The following is a 22,736-nucleotide window of genomic DNA, read 5'->3' as shown; positions in this document are numbered from 1 at the left end:
CGCCGCCCGGCCCGCGTCATCCCCAACCGGCGATTCATCCACAGATTCGGCACGGCCTGTTTCGCCGGCGTCAAAAGGCGGGTACAGGCCGGCATGACCAACCAGTCGTTACACGGCCTCGCCGACCGCGCCACCGACAGTGACGCGTTCGAATACACCGCACGCGCCGGGTTTGCGGTCAGCGGAGTACTGCACCTGCTTATCGGCTACCTGATTCTTCGAATCGCCCTGGGGTCCGGCGGAAACGCCGACCAGACCGGCGCGCTGGCGACGCTGGCGCAACGCACCGGGGGCGCGGTGCTGTTGTGGGTCGTCGCGGTGGGCATGTTCGCGCTCGGGCTGTGGCGCGTCGCCGAGGCGATCGTCGGCCCGCGACCGGGCGAGGGATCGGGTCGCCACGACGACGAGACCCCGGCGTGGAAGCGGGCGAAGTCGCTCGGACTGGCCGTGGTCAACTTCGCGATCGCCTTCTCGGCGGCCCGCTTCGCCACGGGCAGCGGACAGCAGAACGCCCAGCAGAACGCCGGCCTGAGCGCACAGATGATGCAGTCGGGCTGGGGCAAGGCGGTGCTGGTCGCGGTGGGGCTCGCGGTGATCGGTGTCGGCGGCTACCACGTCTACAAGGGTGTGACGAAGCGCTTCTGCAAAGACCTGCGCACGTCGGGTGGCTTTTGGGTCTCGGCCGTCGGGATCACCGGCTACGCGGCCAAGGGGCTGGTGCTGGCCGGCGCGGGTGTGCTGGTGATCGTGGCGACGCTGCAGGCCGACCCGTCCAAGGCGACGGGTTTGGATGCGGCGGTCAAGGGGCTCGGCGAAGCGCCGTTCGGCAAGTTTCTTCTCATCCTGGCCGCGGTCGGTATCGCCGCGTTCGGCGTCTACAACTTCGCCCGGGCCCGCTCCGCTCGGATGTGACTCTCGGCACGTCACTTCGGCGCATCTGCGCAGAGCCAGTCGGCTGAAACCACGAAAGGGTATCTTCATTAGGTAACCCTCAGCTAAGGCTGCGATCTGACCTGCACGAACAGCGAAAGGATCCCCTGCATGCGACCACGGTGGAGGCGGATCGCCGCCGCCCTGTCAACGCTCGCCGTCGCGGTCGGCGCGACCGCATGCACCAGCGCGAGCGACAGCGACGAGCTGCTGATCTACAACGCCCAGCACGAGTCGCTGACCAAGGAGTGGATCGAGGCGTTCACCGAGGAGACAGGCATCAAGGTGTCCTACCGCCAGGGCGGCGACACCGAACTCGGCAACCAGCTGGTGGCCGAAGGCGACGCGTCACCCGCCGACGTCTTCCTCACCGAGAACTCCCCCGCGATGGCGGCCGTGGAACGCGCGGGCTTGTTCGCCGAACTCGACGCCGAGACGCTCGATCAGGTTCCTGCGCAGTTCCGTCCGGACACCGGCAGGTGGACCGGCGTCGCCGCGCGCAGCACCGTGTTCGTCTACAACAAGGACAGGCTGACGCCCGACCAGCTGCCGAAGTCGATGCTCGACCTGCAGCAGCCCGAATGGAAGGGCCGCTGGGGTGCCCCGCCGGCCAAGGCCGACTTCCAGGCGATCGTCGCCGCGCTGCTGGAACTCGAGGGGGAAGCAGCCACCGCGCAGTGGCTCGACGCGATGAAGGCCAACGCGGTGCCCTACAACAACAACATCGACACCCTCAAAGCGGTGAACGCCGGCGACGTCGACGGCGGCATCATCTACCACTACTACTGGTATCGCGATCAGTCCAAGACCAAGGAGATCAGCGGCAACACCGCGCTGCACTACTTCAAGAACCAGGATCCCGGTGCCTTCGTCAGCCTGTCGGGTGGAGGGGTGCTGGCGTCCAGCGACAAGCAGGATCAGGCACAGCAGTTCATCCGGTTCATCACCAGCAGGGCCGGCCAAGAGGTCCTCGAGAAGGGCACGTCGTTCGAGTACCCGGTGGCCAGCGGTGCGCCCGCGAATCCCGCACTGCCTCCGCTTGATTCGTTGCAAGCGCCCGACGTCGATCCGTCGACGCTGAATGAGCAGAAAGTGACCGAGCTGATGACGAAGGCAGGCTTGCTGTAGGTGGCCGTCCCCGCCGTCGCCCCTCCCACTGCACCGGCTTCGCGGACGGACAGCGTCACCCGCACCCGGCCGGGTCCGCTGGTTTCGGCAACCGTCGCGATTCTGGTTGCCGCGACGGGCATTCCGCTCGGCTACGTGGTGTGGGGTGCCGTCTCGATCGGGTGGGACCGCGCTTATGAACTGGTGGTGCGACCGCGCGTCGGCGAGCTGCTCTACAACACCGTCGCGCTGGTGGCCGTCACGGTGCCACTATGCGTGCTGATCGGTGTCACGGTGGCCTGGCTGGTGGAACGAACCGATTTGCCGGGACGGGCGTTCTGGCGTCCGCTGTTCGTTGCGCCGCTTGCTGTTCCGGCGTTCGTGAACAGTTACGCGTGGGTTGGCCTGGTGCCGTCGCTGCACGGGCTGTGGGCCGGCGTGCTGATCACCACGCTTTCCTACTTCCCGTTCATGTACCTGCCCGTCGCGGCGACGTTGCGGCGGCTCGATCCGGCGGTGGAGGAATCGGCGCGGGCGCTGGGATCCGATTCGGTGGCGGTGTTCTTCCGGGTGGTGCTGCCCCAACTGCGGCTGGCAATCCTCGGCGGCGGGCTGTTGATCGGTGTGCATCTGCTCGCCGAGTACGGCGCTTTCGCGATGGTGCGCTTCGACACCTTCACCGTGGCGATCTTCCAACAGTTCCAGGTGACGTTCGACGGCGCGGCAGGCAGCATGCTCGCCGGCGTTCTCGTGTTGCTGTGCCTTGCACTGCTGGTCGCCGAGGCCGCGGCCCGCGGCAACGCTCGATTCGCCAGGATCGGCTCCGGCGTGCCGTGGACGATCACGCCGATTCGCCTGGGCCGCGGCGTGTTACCTGCTACCGCGGCGCTGGTCGCGCTTGCGGTGCTGGCGATCGGCGTGCCGGCGTGGACCATCCTGCGCTGGCTGTGGATCGGCGGCGCAGAAGTGTGGGACTTCGGGGGCATCCTCACCTCGTTGGGCCAAACCATCGGCCTGGCCGCGGCGGCGGCGGCGCTGACGACCGTGCTGGCGTTCCCCGTGGCGTGGGTGGCGGTGCGATCCAGCGGATTTCTCGCGCGCGCCGCCGAAGGAGCCAACTACGTGGCCAGCTCGTTGCCTGGAATCGTCACCGCGCTGGCGTTGGTCACCGTCACCATTTCCGTTGCGCCCGTTCTCTACCAGAGCGTGGCGCTGATCGTGTTCGCCTACGTGCTGCTGTTCATGCCGCGTGCGCTGGTCAACGTCCGCGCCGGGCTCGCTCAGGTGCCGACCAGCCTCGAGGAGGCCTCCCGCTCGCTCGGCAGTTCGCCGACCGCGACGTTCTTCCGCGTCACGCTGCGCCTGACCGCACCCGCCGCAGCTGCAGGAGCCGCACTGGTTTTCGTCGCCGTCGCCACCGAACTGACCGCTACGCTTCTGCTCGCGCCGACGGGCACGAACACGCTGTCGATGCGGTTCTGGTCGTTGTCGTCTGAGTTGGACTACGCGGCCGCCGCGCCGTACGCGCTGGTGTTGGTGGTGCTGGCGATACCGGTGACGCTCATCCTGCTGCGGCAGTCGGCGAAGGCGGCCGCGCTGTGACCGCCACTGTTGAAATCCACGGGTTGGCAAAGTCATTCAACGGCCACACCGTGCTGGACCATATCGACCTCGTGGTGCAGACCGGTTCCACCACCGCCGTCGTCGGGCCCTCGGGCTGCGGAAAGACCACGCTGCTGCGGCTCATCGCCGGATTCGAGCAACCCGACGCGGGCACGATCAGCATCGGGGGCCGCCAAGTCGCAAGCCCGCAGCGCTCGGTGCCGCCGCATCGCCGGGCGGTCGGCTATGTCGCCCAGGACGGCGCGCTGTTTCCTCATCTGACCGTCGGGCAGAACATCGCGTACGGACTGTCGCGCAGGCTGGGCCGCGCCCGGGCGCGTGCCCGGGTCGCCGAGCTGCTGCAGACGGTCTCGCTGGACGCCTCCTACGCGACCCGACGCCCGCATGAGCTGTCCGGCGGCCAGCAGCAGCGGGTGGCGCTGGCGCGGGCGTTGGCGCGCGAGCCGGCGTTGATGCTGCTCGATGAGCCGTTCAGCTCGTTGGACACCGGGTTGCGCGCATCCACGCGCAAGGCGGTGGCACAGCTGCTCGCCGACGCCGGGGTGACGACCCTGCTGGTGACGCATGACCAGGAGGAGGCGCTGTCGATCGCCGACCAGATCGCCGTGATGCGCGACGGCAGGTTCACCCAGGTCGGTCCGCCGCAGCAGGTGTATCGCCAACCCGCGGACCACTTCACCGCGGCGTTTCTGGGTGATTGCATCTCGCTGCCGTGCACGGTCAGCGCCGGCGTCGCCGAGTGTGCGCTCGGGCGGGTTCCGGTGCGGGCCGACGACGGCCCGGCGACGTTGCTGCTACGCCCGGAACAGCTTGTGGTGACGGGGGTTTCGGACGCTGAGCAGTTCCGCAGTGTCGGCACCGTGATCGCCTCCGAGTTCCTGGGCCACGATGTGCTGCTGACGATCGACCCCGCGGGCGACGCGGAACCGGTCGTCGTGCGTCAGGACAGCCTCAACGCTCCCCCGGTCGACGCCAAGGTGCACATCGCGGTCACCGGCGAGGGGATCGTGCTGTGACGTGCCGGCTCGTCGATTTCCTGCGCGGCCACGGCGACCGCGTCGCGGTGCTCACCGACACGCAGCGGCTGACCTATGCGCAGCTCGCCGATCGGGTCGCCGAAGCGGCACCTGAGATCGGCGATACCCGTCGCCTCGTGTTGCTCGAAACCCGAAACGACATCGAGACTTTGGTGCATTACCTCGCGGCCCTGGCCGGTGGGCATGTGGTACTCCCCGTTCCCGCCGGGCGCGATCACTCGACCATGGTGCAGACCTACGAACCCGACGTGGTCGTCGTAGCCGGCGAGGTCCACCGCCGGCGCAGGGCATCGCGCCACCACCTGCACGATGATCTCGCGCTGCTGCTTTCCACATCCGGAAGCACCGGATCCCCCAAACTGGTCCGGCTGTCGCACACCAACCTGATCTCCAATGCGACCGCCATCGCCGAGTACCTTCACATCAGCGAAACCGACCGGGCCGCAACCACACTGCCGATGTCGTACTGTTACGGGCTTTCGGTGATCCACAGCCATCTGCTGCGCGGCGCCGCGCTGATCCTCACCGACCGCTCCGTGGTGGACGAGCAGTTCTGGGACCTCTTCCGCCGGTGCGGCGGCACCTCGTTCGCGGGGGTTCCGTACACCTTCGAGCTGCTCGAACGCATCGGCTTCGACGCCATGGAACTGCCGAGCCTTCGCTACGTCACCCAGGCGGGCGGAAAGATGGCGCCCGACCGGGTGAAGCGGTTCGGCGAGCTGGCGCAGCGGCGCGGCTGGGAACTGTTCGTCATGTACGGCGCGACCGAGGCGACAGCCCGAATGGCCTACCTCCCTCCGCAGCTGGCGCTGTCCCGGCCGGCCGCGATCGGACGACCGATACCCGGAGGCTCGTTGGCCCTGGAACCCCTCGACGACTGGCCAGAAGAAAACGTCGGCGAGCTCGTGTACCGCGGCGACAACGTCATGATGGGGTACGCGCGAGGGCCCGAGGATCTGTCACTGGGCAAGAGCGTCGACACGCTGCACACCGGCGATGTCGCCCGGCGCGCACCCGACGGCCTCTACGAGGTGATCGGCCGCACCAGCCGTTTCGTCAAGGTCTACGGTCTGCGCATCGATCTGCAGCGGCTCGAATCGACGCTGCGCGCACGCGGTATGACGACGTTCTGCACGTGCGACGACGAGCACCTCGTCGTCGCGGCGGCGGGCCGACACGACGCACACGACGTGCAGCGCGCCGTCGCCGACGCCGCCGGGGTGCCCACCTGCTCGGTACGGGCGGTGCGCGTCGACGAGTTGCCGCTGTTGCCGTCGGGCAAGCCCGACTATGACACGGTGCGACGGCTGGTGCGCGGTACCGGACAGCCGGGAACCGACGACCTGCGTGAGCTTTTCGCCGATGTGCTGCAGCAGGATCCGGCCGGTATCGATCCGGATGCCACTTTCGTCGACCTCGGCGGCAACTCGCTGTCCTATGTCGCGATGTCGGTGCGTCTCGAGCGGCTGCTAGGGCACCTTCCCACCGACTGGCATCAGCTTCCGCTGCGCGATCTGGAGACCATGGCCCGCCCCGTCACGGCCCGACGGCGATGGTGGGCGTCGACGCTGGAGACCAGCGTCGTGTTGCGGGCGCTGGCGATCGTGCTCATCGTCGGCTCACACGCCGAGCTCTTCGAGTTGTGGGGCGGCGCGCACGTGCTGCTGGGGGTCGCGGGCTACAACTTCGGCCGGTTCTGCATGACGTCGGTGCCACGCACCGAACGGATCCGGCACCTGCGCAACACCATCGGCTGGATTGCGGTGCCGTCGGTGCTCTGGGTGGCTGTCGTGCTGCTGCTGAGCGACCACTACACGTGGACGAACCTGCTGCTGGCCAACAAGATTCTCGGTCCCCACGACAGCATGACCGCCGGGCGGCTGTGGTTCGTCGAGGTGCTGGTGTGGACGCTGGTCGCCCTGCTGTTGTTGTTCTGGCTGCCCGGACTGGACCGGCTGGAGCGGCAACGACCGTTCGCCGTGGCGGTCGGGTTCCTGGTGGTCGGGCTGGCGCTGCGCTACGACGTGCTCGGCGTGGGCCTTGGCCGCGAGGCGTGGTTCACGATGCTGACGTTCTGGTTCTTCGCGATCGGCTGGGCCGCGGCGAAGGCGTCGACGACGGTGCAACGCGCCGCGGTGACCGCGGTGCTGGCCGTGGCGCTGCACGGGTATTTCGGGAACACGCTGCGCGAGGCGATGGTGCTGGGCGGGTTGGTGTTGCTCATCTGGCTGCCGACGATCCGCTGCCCGGTCGCGCTGACGACGGTCGCGGGAATCCTCGCGGAGGCCTCGCTGTACACGTATCTGGTGCACTACCAGGTGTACCCGTTGTTCCCCGGCCACCCGGCGGTCGGCGTGGTCGCGTCGCTGGCGGTCGGCGTGCTGCTCACGTATCTGTTGACGCTGCTGCGCAACCGCGCCTCGTTGCCCAAAGGGACACTTGGGCGACAAGGTGCGAGTAGATCGCGCCACGACGTCGATCTCGGCACCCGCTAGGTCCGCGCGCGGGCTAGGGGCTGGGCACCCGGGCGCGGGTTAGGCGCGATCGGCGATCAGGCCCTCCTGAGCCAACGTCGCCGCGATGACGCCGTCGGCGCGGATCAGGCTTCCGGTGACGACACCACGTCCGCGCGCGGCCGCCGGTGAGACCGTCTCGAGCAGGTTCCACTCGTCGGCACGAACCGGCCGATGAAACCAGATCGACGAATCCGTCGTGCCGCTGCGGTGGGTGCGTGCCCGCATCGAGTGGCCGTGCACCTGTAGCGCCGGGTCGATCATGTACACATCGCAGACGTACACCGCCAGCACCGTGTGCAGCAGCGGGTCCTCCGGCAACGGAACCGTTGCGCGCCACCAGAATCGCCGCACGAACTCGTCACCCGCCCCGGAGTCGGCGATCCTGATGTCGAGTTCGTCCAGCGGCATCGACGGCGCGGGCCCGGCGGGCCCCGTCTGCGGCAGGCCGTCGGGGTCCTGCGGCAGGCGAGACCGACGGCCGTGTTGCGGCCCCGGCAGTTCCGTCGCGAACGACACCGTCGCCGTCGTCAACAACCGGTCCCCCTGAAAAGAGTCGACCCGGCGCGCCGACGCGGTGCGGCCGTCGAACACCCGTGTGACGCAGTACTCGACGTCATCGCCGGCTTCGCCGCCGCGCAGGAACTGCAGATGCAGGTTGGTGGGCAGTCGGTCCGCGTCGACGGTGCGGACGGCCGCCGCCAGGCTCTGCGCGACGAACTGCCCTCCGTATGCCCGCTTGCCCGCCGGCCCGCTGGCCGGACCGATCCACGAGTCCGTGCCCTGACCCGGCCGCAGGTCGAGCAACTCCACAAGTTTGCTCACTTGGCGTGTCCCGTTGTCACCGTGCCGGATTCGACGAGCCGGGACACCTCATCACCGCTCAGGCCCAGCCACTCGGTGAGCACCGATGTGGTGTCGTCGCCCAGCGCAGGCGCGGCGACCGCGGGTGGGTACTCGCCGCCGATCGAGATCGGCAGCCCCGGCGCCAGGTATTCGCCGATGCGCGGTTGATCCAGCGGCCTGAACAACGGGTTCGCGGTCACCTTTTCCTCGGTGACGGCCTCGGCGAAGCTTCGGTAGCGATCCCACAGCACCGACGACCCCGAGAGCGCCGCGGTGATCTCGTCAGCGGTGTGCGCCGCGAACCACTCACCGAACAGGCCGCTGAGCGCGTCGCGGTGCTCGAACCGCTGCCCTTCGTCGCTGAAGTCGGCACCCAAGGTATCAGCCAGCGCCGCAACGGCTTTCGTGGTACCCGTCAGCTCGGCCAGATCGCGGAAGTGGCGTGCGGTGAGTGCGACCACCATGAAGGACACCCCGTCGCTGCTGGTGAAGTCCTGGCCGTACTGGCCGTACACCGAGTTGCCGATCCGCTCGCGGCTGGTGCCGTTGACCATGACCTCGGTGAAGAAGCCGAGGTTGCCCGCGGTCGCCAGCGCGACGTTCTCCAGCGGAATGGCGACCCGCTGGCCCTGACCGGTCGCGTCGCGGTGGCGCAGCGCGGTGACGACGGCGAGCGCCGCATAGATCCCGCATGAGACGTCCCACGCCGGCAGCACGTGGTTGACCGGCGTTGCCAGCTCGGCCGGACCGGTGACCAGCGGGAACCCAATGCCGGCGTTGACGGTGTAGTCGACGCCGGTGCCGCCGTCGGCGCGGCCCGACACCTCCACGTGGATCAGATCGGGGCGAAGAGCCGCCAGCGTGTCATACGAATGCCATTCCCGACCCGCGACATTCGTCAACAGCACGCCGCTGTCGGCGATCAGCCGCTGCACCAGCTGCTGACCCTCCGGCGAGCGCATGTCGGCGGCCAATGACCGCTTGCCCTTGTTCAGCCCCGCCCAGTAGATGCTCTCGCCGTCGGCGGTGACCGGCCACCGGCGATAGTCGGCCGCGCCGCCGATCGGATCGACCCTGACCACCTCGGCGCCGAGCTGGGCCAGTGTCATCCCGGCCAGCGGCACGGCGACAAAGCTGGAGATCTCGACGATGCGCACCCCGGCCAGCGGCCGGGCAGGATCAGCTGTGCCGGTCATCCGGCTAAGTTATCAAGGCGTGAGTATCACGGCGTACCGCGGACCATCGTGACGACGGCCGCCTCGACGGCGTCCTCGGAGACCAGCACCGTCTGCGCGGCGTCGCCCAGCGGAATGAAGCTGTCCTCGGCGGCCACCCGGTTCGCGGCGCCGGCATAGCCGTTCGCGAGCAGCTCTGCCAGCACCCCTTCGCCGACTCCCCCGGTTCGGCGCGTCTCGTCGACGATCAGCACCCGCCCGGTGGCCGTCGCCTCACGGAGCATGTCCTCGACCGGCAGCGGCGCCAGCCAGCGCAAGTCCACCACGCGGACACCGATGCCCGCCGCCTCCAGCTTGCGTGCCACTCGCAGGCTCATCCGCACACCGTTGGCGAAGGTCAGGATGGTCAGGTCGGCGCCGCTTCCGTAGGTTCGCGCGCGCCCGATGGGCACGCCGGCCGCCGGGTACGGCGCCAGCCACAGCCCGTCGCCGTCGTCGTAGAGGTCCCGAGTGTGGTACAGCGCAATGGGTTCCAGGAAGACGCACACCACTCCGGAGGCGTCCGCAGCCGCCGTGCAGGTGTGCAGCATGGCCGCGGCATCATCGGGCCGGGACGGTGAGGCGATGACGATTCCCGGGATGTCCCGCAGCGCGGCAACCGAATTGTCGTTGTGGAAATGACCGCCGAACCCTTTCTGGTATCCGTAGCCCGGCACCCGGACCACCATTGGATTGCGGTACTGACGGTTGGAGAAGAACTGCAATGTGGCGCCTTCACCGCGGATCTGGTCCGCCGCATTGTGAAGGTAAGCCAGGTATTGGATTTCGGGAATCGGCAACAGGCCGCTCACCCCGGCACCGAGCGCGAGGCCCAGAATCGACTGCTCGTCCAGCAGCGTGTCGAAGACACGCGCCGAACTGGTCTTGCCCAGCAGACCCCGGGTCACACCGTAGACGCCGCCTTTACGCGCGACGTCTTCGCCGAAGACCATCGCCTGCGGGTAGCGGGACAAGACGTCGTGTAACGCTTGGTTTATCGCCTGCGCGACGGTGACCGGTGCGCCCGGATCACCGGATCTCACCGAAGCCACCAACGACGCGGGCGTCGCGCACAGCGCCTCCCGCATGCTCTCCCGCAACGGCGATATCACCGCGTGCGCGCTGTCCAGCCGCGACGCCCGCGCGGCCTGTTCGGCGAGGGCGGTCACGGTGGAGCGCATCGCCTCATAACGCCGCAGCACCTCATCGGGTGTCGACGCGCCGGCGCGGATCAACAGTTTCGCGGTGCACAGCAGCGGATCCCGCGCGAGGTCGGCGGCGATCTCGTCGGGCCGCCGGTATGCCGCCTCGTAATCGGATCCGGCGTGGCCCATCAACCGAACCATGCGCAGGTGCAGGAAGGCCGGCCGCCGGCGCCGGCGCACCCACGCCGCGGCGGCCACGCTCGCCTCGAACGTCGCCACCACATCGGTGCCGTCGGCGTCGAAATAGGCCAGCCCGTCGCGGTTTCGGTACGTTCGCGCGATCCAGTCGCGCGGCGTCTCGACGCTGATGCCCAACCCGTTGTCCTCGCACACCAGCAGCAGCGGCATCGGCACACCCTGATACGCCGCGTGCAGCGCCGCGTTGATCGCGCCGACGGCGGTCGAGTGGTTCACCGATGCGTCACCGAAACTGCACACCGTGACCGCGTCCTGAGACCACGGGCTGACGACGCCCAGTTTGCGGGCGCGCGCGACCGAGAACGCGACCCCGACCGCGCGCGGCAGATGCGACGCGATCGTGGAGGTCTGCGGAATGATGTTGAGGTCGTGACGGCCGAACACTTTGTGACGGCCACCGGCGATCGGGTCGTCGGCGGCGGCGACCAGCCCCAGCAGCACATCCCGCAGCGGGTCGCTGCCGCCCACCTGCGCGGCCCTGGCCAGAAAGAAACCGCCCGAACGATAGTGCAGCAGCGCGGGATCGGTGGGCCGCAGCGCCGCGGCCACCGCGCAGTTGCCCTCGTGCCCGGACGAGCCGATCGTGTAATAGCCGCTGCCCCTTGCGCGCAACCAGCGCGCCGCGAGATCCAGATGCCGGCTGCCGAGTTGGGCGTCGAAGAGCCGCAGGCAATCCCGGACCGTCAGCGCCGAATCCGCACTCACCGGGTCGTCGGCCCCACGCCGCGAACCGGTCTCGGTGAGCGCGGAGATGGCCGCGGTGAAGTGCTCGTCGACGCGTTCGGCGGTCATCAGCGCATCACGCCTGTCAGACCAGCTCGACGGCCTCGGCGATCGACGGCAGCACCCGGCTCGGACGGAACGGGTAGCGCTCGATGTCGTCGGGTGCCGTGGAGCCGGTGAGCACCAGGATGGTCTCCAGTCCGGCCTCGATGCCGGCGACGACGTCGGTGTCCATCCGGTCACCGACCATCACGGTGTTTTCGGAGTGCGCTTCGATGCGGTTCAGCGCGCTGCGGAACATCATCGGGTTGGGCTTGCCGACGAAGTAGGGTTCGCGCCCGGTGGCCTTGGTGATCATCGCCGCCACGGAACCAGTGGCAGGCAGCGGTCCTTCGGCCGACGGGCCGGTGACGTCGGGGTTGGTGGCGATGAATCGCGCGCCACCCAGGATCAGCCGGATGGCCTTCGTGATGGCGGTGAACGAGTACGTCCTGGTCTCGCCGAGCACCACGAAGTCCGGCTTGATGTCGGTGAGGGTGTAGCCCACCTCGTGCAGCGCGGTCGTCAGCCCGGCTTCGCCGATGACGTAGGCCGATCCGCCTGCCATCTGGTCGTTGAGGAACGTCGCGGTGGCCAGCGCCGACGTCCAGATCGCGTCCTCGGGTACCGACAGCCCCGAGCGCAACAGGCGCGCCGACAGGTCACGCGGCGTGAAGATCGAGTTGTTCGTCAGGACCAGGAACCGCCGCTCGCGTTCCAACAGCCGCTGCAGGAACTCCGCGGCGCCGGGTAACGCGTGCTCTTCACGGACCAGGACCCCGTCCATGTCGGTCAGCCAACACTTCGGTGTAGTGCGCACCCGTTCAGTGTGTCAGTTTCCGGCCGCTAACCCATCGGCATGTCAGGCAACGGTGCGTCGCAGCGGGCCCGGAAGTCGGATGCGGCCTGCCTGACGGCCCGAAGCTCATCTCGCACCTGTGGATTTGCGTCCAGATACGCCCTGATCTCCGTGGCCATCTGATCCCTCGGCTTACCTTTGAGCCCGGTGAAGAACGCATTGACGTCCGGATGGGTGAACAGATACGACGACGTGGCCGCGGAGACGCCGGCCATGACCCCGGCAAGGTCAGCGGCCGTGCAGTTCGGCGGATCGGCGGCAGCGGTTGCGGTGGCGCCGAAAAGTACTGCGCTGGTGATGACGCCGACACCAAAGACACTGCGAGAGAACACTTGTAGCTCCTTACTCGAAATGAACGGGACTCGGCTCAGCGCTGGCCGGGACGGCCCGGGCGTCCGATGTCGATGGGAGGACGGGGCGGGTTGGGATCGATGATCACATCGATGCCCCAGTCGTCGCTGCAGTACCAGGGGTCGGCGCAGTAGCCGGGATAGACCGGGCCCGCCTGCGGGGCGTCGGGGCCGCCGCCGCGTACTGTCCCCTGCGCGCACACGGTGGCGGCGCCTGCACCTGTGCAGTCCGCGTATGCGCTGGGTGCGCCGGCGACGACGATTGCGGGCAACGCCGCCGAAACAACTGCCACAGGTAGGCGACGCCAGGAGATTCTCATGGGACCCTCCTCTCGCGAACGATAAGGTCCGCCTATGCACATTACGGTGACCGTTGCCCCAATGTGGGGCTATGGCAGCTTCAGAGCAACCCGTTGCCAAGCCAAATATCAGGCTCTCTGACTCGAAGGTGCACTAGGCAGTCAACGGCGTCGAACGTCAATGCGACGACGGCGACTTCGACGTGTCGCTTCGATCCTGAGCGAATGCGACTGTGCCCTAGGCTATCTGGGTTGGTTCGGGACACCCGGGAACAGCTGTTCCGACGGTCCCGAGGTCACGTACCCGGCCAGCTTCGTCACGAGGTGGGGTGCGAAGACGGCGCCGTAAACCGCGTGCCCGACCAGGATGGCGGCGATGATCGACACAATCGTTGATCGGACCCGGGTCTTGGAGATCTTGTCCGACAACATGTCGATGACATTGCGGCCCTCGGAGTCGATCCGGCCGAGCAGGTAGGTGAACACCATCATCTGCACACCCATCGCGAGCGCGTCATAGAGCGGGTACTGAAACTTGCTGCCCTCGAACAGCCCGAGCCCGGGAATGATGTAGCCGTAGTAGAAGACGCCGAACCGGGGGCCGAAGAAGCCGTTGAAGAACAGCGCCCAGCAGAACCCGACGCCCAGGCCCACCACCAACAGCGTCTGCGGCGCGCGCCAGCCGAACCGGCGGGCGATGCGCCCACCGAGCGCCGCGCCGATCACCGCGGGCAGCACGAAGTATGCGATGTACCCGATGGGCACGGCGGACGGCAGTCCGCCGCCCCACGTCATGTTCAGCGGCCACCATGACGGCATCCGGGGCAGCGCGGGCGGGAACTGGGCATACACCGCCCAGTCGTAGGGTGCCTCGATCCAGGAGAACGAGATCGCGGAGATGGAGACCAGCAACAGCGGGTGCAGACGGCCACGCCGGATGCTCAAGAACACCCCGTAGGCGAGAAACAGGACCCCGCCGATGTAGGCGAACGACAGACCGGCGATGAGCGCCGGCGTCAGCTCGGTGGTCATCGCCGCTTCTCGTTCGCGTCGCCACGACGCGCTTCGGGATCGAGGTAGATCACCAGGCCGAAAATCAAGACGATCAGCCCGAACAGCGTTCCGAGCATGATGAGTTGACCCATGCGTAATAGTGGACACTATTACTCTGGTTTGGTCAAGGACGCTATCGTTTATGTGGTCAGCCGCTTTTCCGCGCGGTCCAGAAAGTGAGAATCCGTGTCCCAGCGGCGTTCGGCCAGAAAGCAGTCCACCACCGCGACGACGGGTCAGGCGGCCCGGCGCCCCCGTGGCGAGGCACGTCGGCTCCTTCTCGACGCCGCCCGTGAGCTGTTCGCCCGCCGCGACTACCGCACGACGACCACCCGCGAAATCGCCGAAGCCGCAGGCGTCACCGAGTACCTGCTGTTCCGCCATTTCGGCTCGAAGGCCGGCCTGTTCCGGGAAGCGCTGGTGCTGCCGTTCACCGACTTCGTCGACGAGTTCGGCAAGACCTGGCAGGCCGTCATTCCCGACAAGACCACCGAAGAGGAACTGACGCGACAGTTCGTCGGCCAGCTCTACGACGTGCTGGTCGAACATCAGGGCCTGTTGCTGACGCTGGTCGCCTCGGACGGGCTCAGCGACGACGAGATCGAAAGCGCGGGCATCGCCGACATCCGGAGGGCTCTGACCCTGCTCGGTCAGATCAGCGCCGAGGGTATGCAGCTACGCGGAATGCGTTCGGGCCAGCCGGATCTGCCCGCCCATTCAACCGTGGCGATGATCGTCGGCATGGTGGCGTTACGGTCGACCTTCTTCGGCAACCGGCCACCACCGCGCGAGGCGATCGTCAACGAACTCGTCCAGGCGATCCTGCACGGGTTCCTGCACCGGCCTTAGCCGCCGGGTCCGTTGGGCCACTTGAGCAGTGAACCGGCATCGACGCGGATGTGCTGCCCGGTGATGTAGCGGCTGTCGTCGCTGGCCAGGAACACCCCGAGGTTGGCCATGTCCTCCGGCTCGATGTACGGGATCGGCATCGCCTGGAAGAGGGTGAACAGCGGTTCGGCGTCCTCGCGGGTCGGTGTCTTGCCCTCGGCCTTCAGATCGGGGCGGAACACGCCGTACATGCCCTCGTTTTGCAACAGGTGGGTGTTGCAGTTGGTCGGGTGGATGGCGTTGACGCGAATCATCCTCGGCGCCAGGTGAAGACACATCTCGTCGACGTACTCCATCACGATGCGCTTGCTCCATCCGTATCCGGCGCCGCCGGGACCCATGTCGGGGCTGGTGGTGGTGCCGCGGATCATGCCTGCGGTCGATCCGGTGACGATGATCGACGCGCCTTCGGGCAGATGCGGAATCGCCACCGCGACCGTGTTCATCACCCCCACCAGATCGACATCGGAGGCGTCGACGAACCCCATCGGATCCGGATTGCCCATCGCCATCGGCAGGATGCCGGCGTTGGCGACCACGATGTCGACCTTGCCGAGATCGGCCACGCCCACCTCGATGGCCTCACGCAGCTCGTGGCGCTCGCGCACGTCGGCCACCCGCGCGACGACGCGCCTGCCGAGTTCCTTGATCGCCCGCTCCGTCTCGGCGAGGTCCTCGGGTGTGGCCAACGGATACGGGTTGGACGGAATGTCGCGGCAGATGTCGACCGCGATGATGTCTGCGCCCTCCTTGGCCATCGCGACCGCGTGGGCGCGGCCCTGGCCGCGCGCCGCACCCGTGATGAAAGCGACCTTCCCGGCGAGCTTTCCGGTCATTCTCGTACTCCCTTTCTTCTGCCGAGCAGGCTTACCCAACCGGTGTGAACGTGATGTGCAGTTCGCTGAGCCCGCGCATGATGAACGTCGGCTCGAAGGTGAAGTCGCGGTTGCCCGGCGGGCCGTGGTGTTCGGTGGAGATCGTGAGGTCTCTCATCCGGTCGAGGATCCGGTTCAGCGAGATCCGCCCTTCGGCGCGCGCCAACGGCGCGCCCGGACAGGAATGCGCGCCACGGACGAACGCGATCTGCTCACGCACATTCGGCCGGTCGGGACGGAACTCGTTGGGCTCCGCGAATTTTCGCGCGTCGCGGTTACAGGCGCCGGGAAGGAGCATGACGGTGGTGCCCGCCGGCACCTCGACTTCGCCGATCTTCGTCGTGGTGCGCGCCATCCGGAAGTGCGACTTGACCGGGCTTTCCATCCGCAGTGTCTCCTCGAGGAAGGCGGGGATCTTGCCGCGGTCGTCGCGCAGTTGCTGCTCGAAACCCGGGTTGTCGGCAATGAACCGGACGGCCGAGCTGACCAGCTTCGTCGTGGTCTCGGTTCCGGCCGCGAACAGGAACGTCGACAGGTTCATGACGTCTTCGATCTCGGGCGTCGACCCGTCCTCGTGCTTGGCTTGCGCCAGTTCGGTCAGCACATCCTGGCGCGGCGAACGCCTACGGTCCTCGAGGTAGGAGTAGAACTTCTCGTTGAGCCATTCCAGCGGGTTGTACGACGTCGGCGCGTCTTTGCCGAGTTCGCCGACCGTCTCCAGCGCGAACACCTCTTTGAGCTCGTCATGGTCCTCCGGCGGTATGCCGAGCAGGTCGGCGATGACCAGAAGCGAGAACGGCTTGGCGTATGCGGCCAAAAACTCGCAGCCGCCCTTGTCGAGGAAGGTGTCGAGCTGCTGGTCGGCCAACCGCCACATGAAGTCTTCGTTTTCCTTCAGCCGCTTGGGGGTGATGAGCTTGTTCAACAGCCCCCGGGTGCGGGTGTGCAGCGGCGGATCCTGCGACGTGATGTGTTCGGCCATCGGCACCGCCCCGCGATGCTGCTCGATCAGCTCGGTGACGTCATCGGAGTCCCCCGGCCCGATCGGCATGCCGGAGAACGGTCCGGCGACCGAGATGCACGACGAGAAGGCCGGGTCCTTGTAGACCGCCAGTGCCTCCTCGTAACCGGTGACGGCCAGCACGTTGAACGGGGTGGCAGTGGTTACCGGGCACTTCGATCGGAGGTGGTCGAAGTAGGGATAGGGATCGGGGATCAGCGACTCGTCGGTGAAGAAGTCGACGGTCTCGAAATCGGTCACAGGACACTCCTGGTTGCTTCGGTGATGTAGGCATCGTTGACGTTCATGATCTGGTCGAGGTTGTCCGCGATGTCTTCGACGGTCAGCGGCGACTTCGTGATGCCCTGGGTGCGGACGACGGCGAGGCGCGACACACCGCCCATCCCGGTCATCAGAACCTCCCCGTTCAACGCACAGGACTCGTGGGCGAGGAAAACCGCTGCGGGAGCGCATAGTTCGGGTGGCATGCTGGCGTTGATCTCGGCCATGACGTCGTCGGGCATGGCGAACAGTTCGGCGAGTTGCTGTCCCTGCGACGCCGACATGCGCGTGTAGGCTCGCGGGGCGATCGCATTCACCCCGATGCCGTGGGCCATGCCTTCGGTCGCCAGGTTACGGGTGAGACCCCACACCGCGCCCTTGGCGGACCCGTAGCTGGTCAGTTCCGGGATGCCGCCGAGCATCGCCTCCGAGATCGTGTTGACGATCCGGCCGTGTCCGGCCCTGATCAGGTGGGGCCATGCCGCTTTCGATACGAACAGTGTTCCGAAGAAGTGCACGTCGAGCATCGCGCGGATCCGCTCGGTCGACAGTGTCTCGAACAGGCCGGGGTCGTGCACCCCGGCGTTGTTGATCACCGCGTCGATCCGACCGAAGGCGTCGAGGGCGGCATCGATGATCGACTTGGCCCCGTCTTCGTCGGCGACCGATGCGCAGCACGCCACCGCCTGGCCGCCGGCCTGCGAGATCTCGCCGACCACGGTGTCGGCCGGTCGTGACGGGCTCGCACTTCCGTCGATCTCGGCGCCGTTGTCGGCGACGACGACGCGGGCACCCTTGTCGGCCAACAGCAGTGCGTGGCAGCGGCCGATCCCCCGACCCGCTCCGGTGATGACGACCACCTTGTCGTCGAAGCGCAGCTCGGTCATTCACATCTCCTGATTACTGACGCGAGCAGACGTGAAAACCCCCGACAATGTCCTGTATAGGGGGTTTTCACGACTGCTCGTCAGGGGAAGGGTTTCCGTCGAAGACGATGGGCACCGACGTCGGGGATCGGAACACCTGGCCACGGATGTAGGGGTCGTCGGCCGCGGGGTCCAGGCGCAGGTTCGGCAGGCGGTCCAGCAGTAGGTTCAGCGCGACCCGCATCTCCAGCCGCGCCAGATGCATACCCAGGCAGACGTGTACGCCGTAGCCCCAGCCGATGTTCGCCTTGGCCTCACGTAAGACATCGAACTGATCGGGGTTCGGGAAACGTTCCTCTTGCCGGTTGGCAGCTCCCAGCACCGGCATCACCGAGGAGCCCTCCGGGATGTGGACGCCGCCGAGCTCGGTGTCCCGGCTGGCTACCCGCGTGATCATGATCAGCGGCGGCTCCCAGCGCACCGCCTCCTCGATCGCCTGCGGAATCAACGATCGGTCGTCGCGAAGAGCCTGCAGCTGTTCGGGATTGGTGAGCAACCCGTACAGCAGGTTTCCCAGGGCCCGATAGGTGGTTTCGACCCCGGCGGGCAGAAGCAGCCTCAGGAACGAGAAGATCTCCTCGTCGGAGAGCTTCTCCCCGTCGATCTCGGCCGCCGCCAGCCCGGTGATCAGATCGTCTCGGGGGTCGTCACGACGCGCGGCGAGGATGGGCGTGAAGTACTCGGCGAGCGCTTGGGAGGCTTCGCGGCCGCGCTCGGGGTTGACGGTGAACGACAACAACGAGATGGACCACTTCTGGAACTGCGCGTAGTCCTCTTGAGGCAACCCGAGCAGCCCCGCGATGATCAGCGTGGGATAGGGGAAGTTGAACTCCTTGACCAGATCGACGCTACCGCGGTCGGCGAACCGGTCGATCAGCGAATTGCCGATCGGGGTCACCAGCGTGTCTTCCCAGCGCGCCAACGCCTTCTGCGAGAACGCCTTTGCCACCAACGCGCGGTGCCTGCCGTGTTCGGGCTCGTCCATCCCGAGCATCACGTGCTTACCGAACACGTCGCCGAACGCCTGGATGATGATCGACGAGGAGAAGGTCTCGTTGTCCCGCAGCACCTGCTGGGCTTCCTCGTAGCGGTGCACCATGACGATGGGCTTGCCCTCTTGCCCTGGTATGCCCGGGATCTCGATCTTCTGTATCGGCTCCTCCCGTCGCAGCCTGGCGAGTTCGGTATAGGGGTCGCGCACATCGCCCGATACGAAATCGTCGAACTCGCCGAAGTCCTCGAGGTCATCGAAAAGCTGTTGCAAGGGGTTCCTCCTCAGCCGGCCGGATACGCGACGGATTTGATCTCGGTGTACTGGTCGAACCCGGCGACCCCGTTCTGGCGCCCGATGCCGCTGGCCTTGTATCCACCGAACGGGGTGTCGGCGCCGTAACCGGCGGTGCCGTTCAAACCGATGAAGCCGGCCCGAAGCCGTTTGGCCACCGATAGAGCACGATCCAGCGTTCCCGCCATCACGTTGCCGGCCAGGCCGTACTGGCTGTCGTTGGCGATGCGTACCGCGTCGTCCTCGTCGTCGAAGGGGATCACCGCCAGCACTGGTCCGAAGATCTCCTCCTGCGCGATCGTCATCGAGTTGTCCACATCGGTGAAAAGCGTTGGCTTGACGAAGAAGCCCTTGTCCATGCCGTCGGGCGCATCGGCACCGCCGACCAGCAGCGTCGCGCCTTCCTCGACGCCCTTGTGGATGTACCCGCGGATGCGGCTGCGTTGCTTGTCGGAGATCACCGGACCGCACAGGGTCGCCGGGTCCTGCGGATCGCCGGGCGCCACGCCTTCGTAGATGCCCTTGAGGATCTCGACGCCTTCGTCGTAACGCGAACGCGGCAGCAGCAGCCGGGTGGGGTTGGCACAGCCCTGGCCCGCGTGCATGCACGGTGCGATACCCATCATGCATCCCACCGCGAAGTCCGCATCCTCGAGCACGATGGTCGCTGACTTGCCGCCGAGTTCGAGAAACAGCCGCTTCATCGTCGCGGCGCCCTTTTCCATGATCCGTTTCCCGACGACGGTGGACCCGGTGAACGAGATCAGGTCCACCTTCGGCGACAACGTCAGCTCTTCACCGACGAAGTGATCCGACGCGGTGACGACGTTCACCACGCCGGGTGGGATGTCGGTGTTCTCCGCGATGAGCCGGCCCAGCCGGGTCGCGTTGTACGGGGTGTTGGGCGCCGGTTTGAGTACGACGGTGTTTCCGGTGCCCAGGGCCTGGCCGATCTTCTGGATGGTGACCTCGAACGGGAAATTCCACGGCACGATCGCCCCGACCACCCCTACGGGCTCGCGCCAGACTTTGCGGGTGGTGTTCACCCCGGTGACCGACACCAGCGCATCGCCCAGCGACGTCTCCCAGGGATATTCGTCGATCAGCTGTGCCGGGTAGCGCAGCGCGTCCGACAACGGCGCGTCGAGTTGTGGTCCGTGCGTGATGGCGCGCGGACACCCCACTTCGAGGATGAGTTCCTCTCGCAGGTCTTCCTGTTCGGCCTCGAGCGCCTCCTGCAGCTGCAGCAGACAGCGTTGGCGGAAAGCATGATTGGTCGACCAGTCGGTCTCGTCGAAGGCACGGCGGGCGGCGTCGATGGCCCGGTGCATGTCGGCCTTGGAGGCATCGGCCACCTCGCCGAGCATTTCCTCCGTCGCCGGGTTGATGTTGGTGAAGGTGCCTGCCTCGCCGTCGACGAGCTTGCCGTCGATCATCATCTTGGTTTCGAAGCGAACGTCAGCCATGATTTCTGCTTCCTCGTAGCGCGCCGAACCGCGGGATGCCCATCATCAGCCGGATCATCTGGTGCAACCCCGCGGAGGGGAATACGCGGTTGGCGATCAACAACATTCGCGCATCGGGGCCCACCGGCCTCTTGGCGAACGGCTTCGAGCTGTCCAACGCCCTTGCCAGGCCCGCCGCGAACTTCTCGGGCGATCGAGCGGCCAGTCGCATCGCGGCCCGGCCACGCTTGTCCATCGTGCTGTGGTGCGGCGCGTAGGGGCCATTCAGATCTCGGCAGTCGGTGGTGCCCGCATCGGTGATGATCTCGGTGTCGTAGGTTCCGGTCACCAGGATTGTGACGCCGATGCCGAACGGCGCGACCTCCGCGGCCATCGACTCGCCCCAGCGTTCCAGCGCGCCCTTCACCGCCGAATACGGCGCAGTGGCCGGCATTCCGCGCACACCACCCTGGCTCGACACCAGCACGATGCGGCCGCGTCCCGCCTCACGCATGGTCGGCAGCAGCGCCTTGGTGAGCGCGACGGGGCCGAAGATGTTGGTCGCGAACATCTGCTCCCACAGACTGACCGGCGTCTCCTCCACCATGCCTGCCGCCGAGATCCCCGCGTTGTGCACAACCGCATACGGTGCGCCGACGGCCTCCTCGATCTCCTTCGCCGCGGCCGTGATCGATGCTGCGTCGGTGAGATCGAGGGTGACGCCGATCAGGTTCGTATCGTCCGGCGACGCACCCGTGACCGCACGCAGGCGCTGCATACCGGCGTCGACGGAACGCATGGCCGCGACGACGCGCCAGCCCTTGCGGTACAGGTGCGAAGCGGACGCCAGCCCCAGCCCTCGGGAGGCGCCGGTGATGACCACGCTGCGCGCATCACCCATTGGCGTTTTCCGGTGCGCAGCGGTCGCTCTTGGCGCCCAGTTCCACGTCCGGCCTTCCGTCGAGTTGTCCGCTCATCCAGGTCGACATGATCCCGACGGAGTACGGGCCCACCTGACCGTTCTCTTCGTAGAAGCCTTGCGGGTCATAGACCTTCACTTCCGGATAGGGCCACGGGCAGGCCACCGAGGTGGAGATCTTCGTCGCCTTCACGATCGCGAACAGGCCGCCGTAGCAGAGGTAGGCGACGTTGATGATCACGAACATCACGACGAAGGTGCCGAGCCGCGGCCTGGAGGCGAAGATGCGGGCGCGCTGAGCGAGTTTCTCGGCGACGGATTTACCGGTGTCGTCGCGGTAGAGCAGCACACCGGCGGGGATCATCACGAACGTCACCGCCACCACTTCCCAGATCAGCGGGAACTGATGGGGCTGCCCGGTGAACACCGACGCCCACGGAGGCACCTGCGAATAGATGTACATGCCCGTGCGCACCAGGGTGATCTCGAGCGCCGCGTCCACGATCACGCCGATCGGGAAGATGATGGCCGCCAGGCTGATCAGCGGATGACGCCACACAAACGAATCAACGGGCCTGCGCGCCTGGAGCTTTCGCAGAATCCAGATGGCGGGAAAGTACGGCCCGAGGTAGAACATCACATAACCGAGGACCACGAACGGTTCCACCGTCGGCGACACGGACACCAGCGGCCAGTCCTCGGGCAGGTGTGCAAGTTCGGGGTTGTACACCGCGAACGGTGACCAGTTCATCAGCGGGTCTTGCCACACGATCAACGAGGTGACCAGCGCCATCAGCAGCGTGGGATTGTGCGGATTGCGCCGCCAGTGCACCACCCACAAGGTGATGATGACGGCCATCGTGACGATCGTGAACGCCTCGAGGATCACCACCCACGTCGACGTGCTCCACCCGAAAAGCACCTCGACCGGCCGTGGCGCTCCCTCGACCTCCGGGTTGGCGATCCGCGGGGACCCCGGTCCCTTGCGGGCGTTGACGCCGAAGAACACGGCGACGGCGACAAGTGCCGCCACCGAGATCGTGGGCCCGAGCCAAGAACGTTTCGCCGGCTCTCCTACGGCCGGCGCAGTGCGGTCGGCTTCGGGCGTATCGGTGGTCAC

General features: G+C 67.0%; 20 protein-coding genes. 6 read left to right on the top strand and 14 right to left on the bottom strand.

What is annotated here, in order from left to right; all coding sequences use genetic code 11:
* Positions 1–93: 93 nt before the first annotated feature.
* The 5 genes from MELE44368_RS04455 to MELE44368_RS04435 all read left to right on the top strand — a co-directional run bounded on the left by MELE44368_RS04455 (position 94) and on the right by MELE44368_RS04435 (position 7,192).
* Positions 94–912, top strand: coding sequence for a DUF1206 domain-containing protein (locus MELE44368_RS04455; RefSeq protein WP_128107389.1), 819 nt, complete (start codon positions 94–96; stop codon positions 910–912).
* Positions 913–1,041: 129 nt separating this feature from the next.
* Positions 1,042–2,058 carry an iron ABC transporter substrate-binding protein gene (locus MELE44368_RS04450; protein WP_128107388.1) on the top strand — a complete coding sequence of 339 codons (1,017 nt, stop codon included), beginning with the start codon at positions 1,042–1,044 and terminating at the stop codon, positions 2,056–2,058.
* Complete coding sequence (locus MELE44368_RS04445; protein ID WP_128107387.1) at positions 2,059–3,639, top strand: ABC transporter permease; 1,581 nt, start codon at positions 2,059–2,061, stop codon at positions 3,637–3,639.
* Complete coding sequence (locus tag MELE44368_RS04440; RefSeq protein ID WP_128107386.1) at positions 3,636–4,676, top strand: ABC transporter ATP-binding protein; 1,041 nt, start codon at positions 3,636–3,638, stop codon at positions 4,674–4,676. Before MELE44368_RS04445 ends, MELE44368_RS04440 begins: the two co-directional genes overlap by 4 nt.
* A complete protein-coding gene (locus MELE44368_RS04435) occupies positions 4,673–7,192 on the top strand; it encodes a non-ribosomal peptide synthetase (protein WP_128107385.1) in 2,520 nt (839 codons plus the stop codon). The genes MELE44368_RS04440 and MELE44368_RS04435 overlap by 4 nt, the downstream gene beginning before the upstream one ends.
* A 39-nt stretch (positions 7,193–7,231) precedes the next feature.
* On the opposite strand, the gene MELE44368_RS04430 is transcribed toward MELE44368_RS04435, so the two are convergent.
* From MELE44368_RS04430 to MELE44368_RS04400, 7 genes are all read right to left on the bottom strand, one after another.
* Positions 7,232–8,035, bottom strand: coding sequence for an acyl-CoA thioesterase (locus tag MELE44368_RS04430; protein WP_128107384.1), 804 nt, complete (start codon positions 8,033–8,035; stop codon positions 7,232–7,234).
* Positions 8,032–9,252: a CoA transferase gene (locus MELE44368_RS04425; protein WP_128107383.1), complete on the bottom strand. Its 1,221-nt coding sequence runs from the start codon at positions 9,250–9,252 to the stop codon at positions 8,032–8,034. Before MELE44368_RS04425 ends, MELE44368_RS04430 begins: the two co-directional genes overlap by 4 nt.
* A 26-nt stretch (positions 9,253–9,278) precedes the next feature.
* Positions 9,279–11,465: a thiamine pyrophosphate-dependent enzyme gene (locus MELE44368_RS04420; RefSeq protein ID WP_128107382.1), complete on the bottom strand. Its 2,187-nt coding sequence runs from the start codon at positions 11,463–11,465 to the stop codon at positions 9,279–9,281.
* Positions 11,466–11,481: 16 nt separating this feature from the next.
* Positions 11,482–12,222, bottom strand: a complete 741-nt coding sequence (locus MELE44368_RS04415) for an HAD-IIA family hydrolase (RefSeq protein ID WP_276051000.1) — start codon at positions 12,220–12,222, stop codon at positions 11,482–11,484.
* Between the two features lie 59 nt (positions 12,223–12,281).
* Entirely contained in the window at positions 12,282–12,626 is a 345-nt protein-coding gene (locus MELE44368_RS04410) for a heme-binding protein (RefSeq protein ID WP_128107380.1), read from the bottom strand.
* A 35-nt stretch (positions 12,627–12,661) separates the two neighbouring features.
* The gene (locus tag MELE44368_RS04405) at positions 12,662–12,964 is read right to left on the bottom strand and encodes a hypothetical protein (protein WP_128107379.1); all 303 of its coding nucleotides are present in this window, start codon (positions 12,962–12,964) and stop codon (positions 12,662–12,664) included.
* Between the two features lie 222 nt (positions 12,965–13,186).
* Entirely contained in the window at positions 13,187–13,975 is a 789-nt protein-coding gene (locus MELE44368_RS04400) for a spirocyclase AveC family protein (RefSeq protein WP_128107378.1), read from the bottom strand.
* A gap of 207 nt (positions 13,976–14,182) precedes the next feature.
* Here MELE44368_RS04400 and MELE44368_RS04395 point away from each other — a divergent pair, with 207 nt between their 5' ends.
* Positions 14,183–14,845, top strand: a complete 663-nt coding sequence (locus MELE44368_RS04395; protein ID WP_128107377.1) for a TetR/AcrR family transcriptional regulator — start codon at positions 14,183–14,185, stop codon at positions 14,843–14,845.
* Here the strand turns inward: MELE44368_RS04395 and MELE44368_RS04390 are convergent.
* The 7 genes from MELE44368_RS04390 to MELE44368_RS04360 form a co-directional block, all read right to left on the bottom strand.
* On the bottom strand, positions 14,842–15,720 hold the full coding sequence (locus tag MELE44368_RS04390; protein ID WP_128107376.1) for a mycofactocin-coupled SDR family oxidoreductase: 879 nt from the start codon (positions 15,718–15,720) through the stop codon (positions 14,842–14,844). The two genes, MELE44368_RS04395 and MELE44368_RS04390, sit on opposite strands and share 4 nt — an antisense overlap.
* A 31-nt stretch (positions 15,721–15,751) precedes the next feature.
* The gene (locus tag MELE44368_RS04385) at positions 15,752–17,020 is read right to left on the bottom strand and encodes a cytochrome P450 (RefSeq protein ID WP_128107375.1); all 1,269 of its coding nucleotides are present in this window, start codon (positions 17,018–17,020) and stop codon (positions 15,752–15,754) included.
* Complete coding sequence (locus MELE44368_RS04380; RefSeq protein WP_128107374.1) at positions 17,017–17,928, bottom strand: SDR family NAD(P)-dependent oxidoreductase; 912 nt, start codon at positions 17,926–17,928, stop codon at positions 17,017–17,019. Before MELE44368_RS04380 ends, MELE44368_RS04385 begins: the two co-directional genes overlap by 4 nt.
* Positions 17,929–17,995: 67 nt before the next feature.
* Positions 17,996–19,231: a cytochrome P450 gene (locus MELE44368_RS04375; protein ID WP_128107373.1), complete on the bottom strand. Its 1,236-nt coding sequence runs from the start codon at positions 19,229–19,231 to the stop codon at positions 17,996–17,998.
* An 11-nt stretch (positions 19,232–19,242) separates the two neighbouring features.
* Positions 19,243–20,691 (bottom strand): aldehyde dehydrogenase family protein, encoded by a 1,449-nt coding sequence (locus tag MELE44368_RS04370; RefSeq protein ID WP_128107480.1) that lies wholly within the window; start codon positions 20,689–20,691, stop codon positions 19,243–19,245.
* A gap of 19 nt (positions 20,692–20,710) precedes the next feature.
* Positions 20,711–21,598 (bottom strand): SDR family oxidoreductase, encoded by an 888-nt coding sequence (locus MELE44368_RS04365; protein WP_128107372.1) that lies wholly within the window; start codon positions 21,596–21,598, stop codon positions 20,711–20,713.
* Positions 21,591–22,736: a spirocyclase AveC family protein gene (locus MELE44368_RS04360; protein ID WP_128107371.1), complete on the bottom strand. Its 1,146-nt coding sequence runs from the start codon at positions 22,734–22,736 to the stop codon at positions 21,591–21,593. The genes MELE44368_RS04365 and MELE44368_RS04360 overlap by 8 nt, the downstream gene beginning before the upstream one ends.

The organism is Mycolicibacterium elephantis DSM 44368 (assembly GCF_004014805.1).
In the GTDB taxonomy this organism is placed as follows: domain Bacteria; phylum Actinomycetota; class Actinomycetes; order Mycobacteriales; family Mycobacteriaceae; genus Mycobacterium; species Mycobacterium elephantis.
Note: the sequence above shows the minus strand (reverse complement) of the source record. Positions and strands in the feature narration are given on the sequence as shown.